At 69.1% G+C, this 7296-nt stretch carries 10 protein-coding genes; 3 read left to right on the top strand and 7 right to left on the bottom strand.

The features are described 5' to 3' along the window. Positions 1–241 precede the first annotated feature (241 nt). Both IRZ18_07520 and IRZ18_07515 read left to right on the top strand, forming a co-directional pair. Positions 242–856 carry a 2'-5' RNA ligase family protein gene (locus IRZ18_07520; protein ID MBX5476951.1) on the top strand — a complete coding sequence of 205 codons (615 nt, stop codon included), beginning with the start codon at positions 242–244 and terminating at the stop codon, positions 854–856. Continuing rightward, the gene (locus IRZ18_07515; GenBank protein ID MBX5476950.1) at positions 853–1344 is read left to right on the top strand and encodes a DinB family protein; all 492 of its coding nucleotides are present in this window, start codon (positions 853–855) and stop codon (positions 1342–1344) included. The genes IRZ18_07520 and IRZ18_07515 overlap by 4 nt, the downstream gene beginning before the upstream one ends. A gap of 43 nt (positions 1345–1387) precedes the next feature. Here IRZ18_07515 and IRZ18_07510 read toward each other — a convergent pair whose 3' ends face one another. The 3 genes from IRZ18_07510 to IRZ18_07500 form a co-directional block, all read right to left on the bottom strand. Next, positions 1388–1807 (bottom strand): carbon monoxide dehydrogenase subunit G, encoded by a 420-nt coding sequence (locus tag IRZ18_07510; GenBank protein MBX5476949.1) that lies wholly within the window; start codon positions 1805–1807, stop codon positions 1388–1390. Positions 1808–1879: 72 nt separating this feature from the next. After that, complete coding sequence (locus tag IRZ18_07505; protein ID MBX5476948.1) at positions 1880–2071, bottom strand: hypothetical protein; 192 nt, start codon at positions 2069–2071, stop codon at positions 1880–1882. Between the two features lie 174 nt (positions 2072–2245). After that, positions 2246–2491, bottom strand: coding sequence for a hypothetical protein (locus tag IRZ18_07500; GenBank protein MBX5476947.1), 246 nt, complete (start codon positions 2489–2491; stop codon positions 2246–2248). A 212-nt stretch (positions 2492–2703) separates the two neighbouring features. Here IRZ18_07500 and IRZ18_07495 point away from each other — a divergent pair, with 212 nt between their 5' ends. After that, complete coding sequence (locus IRZ18_07495; protein MBX5476946.1) at positions 2704–3762, top strand: alpha/beta fold hydrolase; 1059 nt, start codon at positions 2704–2706, stop codon at positions 3760–3762. Here IRZ18_07495 and IRZ18_07490 read toward each other — a convergent pair. From IRZ18_07490 to IRZ18_07475, 4 genes are read right to left on the bottom strand one after another with little or no spacing between them, the layout of a single operon-like run. Next, positions 3759–4481, bottom strand: a complete 723-nt coding sequence (locus IRZ18_07490) for an ABC transporter ATP-binding protein (protein MBX5476945.1) — start codon at positions 4479–4481, stop codon at positions 3759–3761. The genes IRZ18_07495 and IRZ18_07490 overlap by 4 nt on opposite strands. 35 nt (positions 4482–4516) lie before the next feature. Beyond that, on the bottom strand, positions 4517–5281 hold the full coding sequence (locus IRZ18_07485; GenBank protein ID MBX5476944.1) for an ABC transporter ATP-binding protein: 765 nt from the start codon (positions 5279–5281) through the stop codon (positions 4517–4519). After that, positions 5278–6297 (bottom strand): branched-chain amino acid ABC transporter permease, encoded by a 1020-nt coding sequence (locus IRZ18_07480; GenBank protein ID MBX5476943.1) that lies wholly within the window; start codon positions 6295–6297, stop codon positions 5278–5280. The genes IRZ18_07485 and IRZ18_07480 overlap by 4 nt, the downstream gene beginning before the upstream one ends. Beyond that, the gene (locus tag IRZ18_07475) at positions 6294–7175 is read right to left on the bottom strand and encodes a branched-chain amino acid ABC transporter permease (GenBank protein ID MBX5476942.1); all 882 of its coding nucleotides are present in this window, start codon (positions 7173–7175) and stop codon (positions 6294–6296) included. Before IRZ18_07475 ends, IRZ18_07480 begins: the two co-directional genes overlap by 4 nt. Positions 7176–7296: the final 121 nt, after the last annotated feature.

The following is a 7296-nucleotide window of genomic DNA, read 5'->3' as shown; positions in this document are numbered from 1 at the left end:
TCATCCTGGGCTACCAGGCGTGGGCGTACTGGATCTTCCGTCGGCGCATCACGACGAGCAGCCACCTGGAGTATTGAGCGGCGGCCGGAGCGCGTGGGCTGAGCGGGTTGAAGCGCAGCACAGCGCAACCCGGGCGGGGTGGGCGCGGCCCATCCCGCCTCTTCGCATCCTTGCGGCGGCGATCCAGCCCGTGGGAAATTGGAAGAGACGACCACGTTGCCGCCGCGGAGGAGGTCCGCCCGTGCACAGCGTCGCCACGATTCTCGAACCCGGGCCCTACGCCCTGGTCGAGCATTTATGGCATGAGCTCGACGACCGCTTCGGCCTCCGGGGCATCCGCGTCACGCCCATTCCCCACTTCTCGTGGCAAATCGCCGCCGGCTACCGCTTCGACGTCGTCGAGTCCGTGCTGCGAGAGGTCGCGCGGGAAGCGAAACCCATGACGGTGCGCACGACGGGCCTTGGCGTGTTCGAGGGGGATGCGCCGGTGGTGTTCGTCGAAGTGGAGAGGACCCGCGAGCTGGAGGAACTGCACGAGGCTCTCTGGGAGCGTCTGCTGCCGCTCGCCACCTGCGCCAGCCCATACTACCGCCCGGGGGCCTGGGTGCCCCACATCACCCTGGCCCAGCACGACGTCCACCGGGAGCGGCTGCCGGCCGTGAAGGAGTTTCTCTCGAAGGTGGACCTCGCCTGGACCCTCCGCGTGGCCAACCTGGCCGTCATCGAGCAGCCGGCGGGCGAAACGGCCCGCCTGCGCGCGGTTCGACTTCGTCCAGGCGCCCCCGGCTTGAGACGTCCTGTCGAGCCTGTTCAGCCGCCAAGCGGATGTGAAGTGGGAGAGGAGCGGTTCCGATGATCCGTGACCTGAAGGAGCTGTACGGCTGGGTGCGCGGCTCGCGCGCCGTGCTGTTCGAATACCTCGAAAGCCTGCCGCCGGGCGCGTACACGAAGGAGTTGTCCGGCTTCCCATTGGGCGGGTCGATGCGCAACCTGCACGTGCACGCCGCGGACTGCTACCTGTACTGGCTTGAGCACGTGGGGCTGGAGCAGCCCCGCCGCGACCTTCGCTTCGAGGACCACCCGGACCCGGCGAGCGTGCGCGCGGCGTTCGCCGAGGTGGACGCGCTGGTGGACCGCTTCCTGGCACACTTCGCGGACAGGATCGACGAGCCGCTGCATCGGGTCCTGTCCTGGCGCCCGGAGGGGTTGACCGTCACCCCGCGCTGGCTGCTCCTCCACCCCATCACGCACGAGTTCCATCACAAGGGCCAGCTTGTCGTGATCGGCCGGCAGCTGGGACATGTGCCTCCGGAGACGGATCTGGCGTTCCCGGCGCAGGGGTGACGGCCTGCAGGGCGAGGCGACACCGAAGGCGGCGCTTCACGCTTCAGCCGCCGAACTTCGCCGTCGCCTCGCGCGCCAGAGCCTTGAAGAAGTCGCCGAGGATGAGCTTGGCGATGCCGCCCAGCACTCGCTGGCCCACGGCGGCGATGGGCCCTCCCACCTGCGCCTGGCCGCTGTACCGCACCGTGGTGCCCGCCGCGCCTTCCTCCAGCGCGACATCCAGCTCGGCTTCCACGAATCCCGGGCCGCCGCTGCCGGACAGCCGCAGGCGGTAGCGGTCAGGCGGTTGGCGGTCGACGATCTCCAGCGTCCCCTCGTACCGGCCGCGCACGGCCGCGATGCCGAGCTCCACGACGGCCTGGTACCGGTTGTCCTCAACCGGCCGCAATTCACGACATCCCGGCGTCGCCTTCTCAAGGATGGCGACGTCGTTCAACGCCTCCCACACGCGCGCCTTCGGCATGGGGATGACGATCTGGCCGGCAAGCTCCACGTTCCGCCTCCCCGGTTCCACCCGCCACTTCTGCGCAAACGCTCAGCCGGACGCCTCCGCGCGACGGTCGCCCTGGAGCTCGCTCGCCACCTTCGGGCTCAGCCCCACGGTGTTGTCGGCGAAGAGCTCTCCGTGTTTGACGCCGAGCGTCTTGATCCACCGCTGGCCCCCGGCGATGAAGCCGATGAAGGCGCCGAGCTCCACGAGTTCCGGCTCCGTGAAGTGGCGGTGCAAGTCCTCCCACATCTTATCGTCGGCGCTGTCGGGATCCCAGGTGATGGCGTCCGCGTAGCGGAGCGCGACCTTCTCCCGTTCGGTGAACGCGTCCGACTCCTCGTAATTCGACAGCTGGGACAGTTTGTCTTCGGCGACGACCTGCTGTTCGGACCGAACAGACCGTTGTTCCGCTCAGTACGAGCAGGCCAGGCTCGACGAGACACGCACGCGGATAAGCTCCTTGAGCTCGTGCTCGACGATGCCCCCCTTGAAGAGCCGCTTCCACGTGTACACGAAGGTCCGGATGACGTCCGGCTGGTGGGCGCGGATCGCCTGGATCTCCGGACGCGGCGTGCCGACGCGCCGGGCCTCCTCGATGAACTCGCGGATCTCCGGATCCTCGATGCTGTCCGGATCGACGTAGCTGATCCGGGCCATGGGCGTCCCCTCCGATCTTCGGGATAGATGCAAACGATTGCTTCGTCGCCTGTGACCGATCCCCTTCCTCCCCGTCGCGTTGAGTCCAAAAGCGTACGGGCCCGGGAGGAGATCCAGCCCCGGCGCACAAATCCTTCCGCAATAACGCAAACGATTGCATACCTGCGGAAGGGGCCTCGTCCCTCCGCGGGCGGGGAGGGCATCCGTCCGCGATGCGCGATGCGCTGGTCGCCGCCGCTATTGATCACTGGGCGCCGCGGTTCGTCGCCAACGGCGTCGACATGAACGACTTTTTCCGGATCACCTCGGCCATCTCCAGCTGGGACGAGTGGTGCGCGGCGTGGTCGGCCGCGGCCGCGGAATATGAGCGCATGGGAGAGCTTGAAGAGCGGCGCGGCCACGCGGTCACGGCCGGCGAACACTTCCTCCGTGCGTCGATCTACTACCACTTCGGCAAGTTCCTCTTCGTCCACCGCCGGGACGAGCAACGCGCGGCGCACGAGGCCACGGTCCGGGCCTTCTCGCGCGCCATGCCCCACCTCCGCCCGCGCTGCGAGCGCGTGGAGATCCCGATGGACGGCTGGTCCATGGCGGGCATCCTCCATTGGCCCGAGGGCCGCGAGCGGCCGCCGGTCGTCGTCATCTACCCCGGGCTCGACTCGGTCAAGGAGGAATTGACGTTCTACGCTCGGGACTTCGCCGCGAGGGGGATGGCCGTGCTGGCCGTGGATGGGCCGGGCCAGGGGGAGTCGGAGTGGCAGCATCCCATCGACCCGCACTACGAGCGCGTGGCCGCGGCGGTCATCGACTGGATCGAAACGCGCCCGGACCTCGACGCGACGCGCGTGGGCGCGGTCGGCGTCAGCCTGGGCGGCTTCTACGCCGCCCGCACGGCCGCGTTCGAGCCGCGGCTGAAGGCGGTCGTCGTCTGCGGGGGCGGCTACGACATTTTCGGCGAGTGGGACGCGCTGCCGGAGCTCACGCGGCGCGCATACCAGGTGCGGCAGTGGGCCGCCTCGCCCGAGGACGCGCGCGCCCGGTCGCGCCTCCTCACCTTGGACGGCGTGGCCGAGCGCATCCGCTGCCCGCTCCTCGTCATCCACGGCCGTCAGGACCGCATCGTCCCGTGGCCGCAGGCGCAGCGCATTTACGACGAGGCCGCCGGCCCCAAGGAGATCTGGATGTTCGAGGACGGCAACCACGTCTGCAACAACATCCCGACGAAGTACCGTCCCCAGATGGCCGACTGGATGGCGGACCGGCTCGCCTAGCTCCCGCCGCTCTCTCCCAGGTACAGGCGCTTGACCTCGGGATTGTCGAGGAGGGACGGTCCCGGCCCCTCCAGGCGCACCCGCCCCAACTCCAGCACGTAGCCGCGCGTCGCGTGCATGAGGCCGCGGCGCGCGTTCTGCTCCACCATCAGCACGGCGACTCCGGCCTGGCAGAGCTCGCGCACCTTTTGGAACACAAGGTCCGAAAGGCGCGGCTCCAGGCCGAGCGACGGCTCGTCCAGCAGCAGCACCTTCGGCGCGAGCATGAGCGCGCGCGCCATCTCCACGAGCTGCTGCTGCCCGCCGGAGAGGTTGCCGGCCAGGTCGTTCGCGCGTTCGACGACGATCGGAAACAGCTCCTGGACGAACGCCAGCCGTTGCCTCAAAAGCTTTGGGTCGCGGATGGAGTAGCCGCCCATCAACACGTTTTCGCGTACGGTCATGCCGGGGAACACGGTGCGCCCCTGCGCCACGTGAGAGATGCCGAGATGCAGGAGCGCCTGCGGGCTGAGCGAGCCGATCTCCCTTCCCTCGAGGCGGATGCTCCCCGAGCGCGTCGGGATGAGGCCGCTGACCGCCCGCAGGACCGTCGACTTGCCGGCCCCGTTCGGGCCGATGAGGCACACGAGCTCCCCCTTGTCGACGGCGAGGTCGACGCCGTTCAAGATGTTGCCCCCGCGGCCGTAGCCAGCCACGACCTGTTCGAGTTCCAGAAGCATCCTGCCGACCCCCGATTCCAGTGGCGTGCGGATTCTCAGGAAGCGCTTCCCTGGCTGGGCGGCGCCGAGTCGCCGAGGTAGGCTTCCAGCACGGCCGGATTGTCCTGCACCGCTTTCGGCGAGCCCTCCGCGATCTTGCTGCCCCGCGCGAGCACGATGACCGGATTGCAGAGGCTCATCACCATGGGCATGTTGTGCTCGACGATGAGGAACGTCGTGCCGCGTCGGTTCAGTTCCTTCACGAGCCCGGCCATGCGGTCGATCATCGCCGGGTTGACCCCGCCCGCCGGCTCGTCCAGCAGGATCAGCTTGGGGTCCTGCATGAGCACCTGGGCGAACTCGACGAGCTTCTGCTGCCCGTAGGACAGTTCCCCGGCCCTGCGGTGCGCGAGGCCGGCCAGCCCGACGAAGTCGAGCAGTTCCAGAGCCCGCCGGCGCTCCGCGCCGCTCACCGCGCTGCGCACGAGCGCTCGCCAGGAGAATCGGTCGAGCGGCGCCACGACGTTCTCCAGCACCGTCATGTCGCGGAACAGCCGCGTGATCTGGAACGTGCGCGCAAGCCCCCGGTGCGCACGCTCCCACCGCGGCAGGTGCTCGATCGGCTGCCCCGCGAAGACGACGCGGCCGCCGTCCGCCGGGATCATGCCGGTGATGAGGTTGAAGACGGTCGTCTTGCCGGACCCGTTCGGACCGATGAGGCCGGTGATGGTGCCCTCGCGGACGTCGAACGAGCAGTCGCGCACCGCGTGCACGCCGCCGAAGCGCTTGTTCAGCCGCTCCACGCGAAGGATCGCGTTCATGCGGGATCCCCCTCTCCCGCGGCCGCGGCCTGCGCCCGGCCGGACGCAGCCCGCACCGCCGCCGTCCTCGCCGTCCACCAGTCGCCGATGGTGGGGATGATGCCGCGCGGCAGGAACAGCACGATGAGGATCATCGCCACGCCGAACACGATGAGATGGGACTGGTTGCTGCCGAAGTAGGCGTACGATGCCTCGTTCAGCGGCTCCAGGATGAACGCGCCCAGGACCGGGCCCCACACCGTGCCCCGCCCGCCGAGCATCGCCGCGAGGACGGTCTGCACGCTGACAAGAATGCTGAACATGCCGATCGGGTCGATGAACGTGAGGTAGTACGCGTACACGCCGCCGGCGACGCCGGTCAGGAAGACGCTCGCCATGAACGCCGTCACCTTGTAGATCGTCGTGTTGATCCCGACTGCGCCCGCCTTGTCCTCGTCCTCGCGGATCGCGATCAGGCCCATGCCGAACTTCGTCCGGCGGATCCACGCCGACATCCAGAGGGACAGCGCCGCCAGCGCGAGCATGTACCAGTAGAACGGCGCCGTCTGCCACGGCTTATGGAACGGCGGCAGCGGCAGGGTGATGCCCGTGGAGCCGTTCGTCAGCCCGGACCAGTTGAGCGCCACGATCTGCATGATGAACAGGAACGCGATGGTGATGATCACGAAGGAGTGGCCGCGCGTGCGCAGCACGACGAGCCCCACCACGAGGGCGAAAAGCGCCGCCGCCACGCCGCCCAGCGGTGCGACGAGGAACGGCGAGACGTGCCACCGCACGGCGAGGATGGCCGCCGTGTACGCGCCGATCCCCAGGAACGCGCTCTGCCCCAGCGAGACGTACCCCGCGTAGCCGGCCATGATGTTCCAGCCGTTGCCGAGGACGCAGAATAGGAACGTCAGCAGGAGCATGTTCTGGTAGTACTGGTTGTGCATGACCGCCGGCAGCGCCGCAAGGAGCGCGATGCCGGCGAGCACGGCCCACGGGCCGAGTCGCCCGAGCGAGGAGGGCGCCTTCATGCCTGCACATCCTCTCGGAGCCGCGTGCCCAGGAGCCCCTGCGGCCGGATGAGGAGCACCACGAAGATGACGGCGTAGAACACGACCGTCGCCCACTTCAGCGAGATGTACGTCGACGTGAGCGTCTCCGCGACGCCGAGGATCACGGCGCCGGCGGCCGCTCCCGGCAGGCTGCCCATGCCGCCGAGCACGATGATGCCGAGCAGCCGCGAGATCCATAGGTAGTGCGAACCGGGAGCGAACGGGTAGAGTACGCTGAGGATCGCCCCGCCGACGCCCGCCGTGGCCGCGCCCAGGGCGAATGTGAAGGCCGCGACGCGGTCAGCGTCGACCCCGACGAGCTGCGCGGCCAGCCGGTTCTGCGCCGTCGCGCGGATCGCCCGGCCCGCCTTGGTCCTGGAGAGCACGAGGTACAAAAGAAGCAACACCGCCACGGCCGTGACGGAGCCGTAAACTTGCGCAGTCGGGAAGAAGAACTCGCCGACGCGGAGGGACTTGGAGAAGTAAGGCGGGGTGACCGAGCGGAAGTTCCCCGTCCAGACAAGTCCCATGATGCCTTCCAAGGTGACCGCGATGGCGAACGTCAGGAGCACCGACATGGTGGCGTGCGACCCGCGCACCCGAGCGATGAGCAGGCGGTACAGGGCGTAGCCGACCGCGAACATGACCGGCCCCATCACCCCGCTGATCCACATCGGGTCCAGGCCGGTGGCCCCCCACACCACCCACACGATGTACGCGGAAAGGATCAGCAGCGCGCCCTGGGCCACGTTGATGATTCCCATGACGCCGAAGATGAGGGTCAGCCCGGACGCCAGGAGCGCGTACACGCCGCCGATCAGCACGCCGAGCATGACCGTCTGCAAAAGCAGGTGCACGGAGGCCCTCCCCCAGTGTGCGATGGTGACCGTGGCGCGGCCCTCGCGGGGGGGGGCGGCGCCGCCCCCGCGCGCCGCCGCGGCCCGGCCCCCCGGCGGCCCCCGCGGGCCCGGGGGCGGT

It is taken from the genome of Clostridia bacterium (assembly GCA_019683875.1).
In the GTDB taxonomy this organism is placed as follows: Bacteria; Bacillota; Sulfobacillia; order RBS10-35; family Bu92; genus Bu92.
The sequence above is the reverse complement of the archived record's forward strand: the minus strand, read 5'-3'. Positions and strand labels throughout refer to the sequence as shown.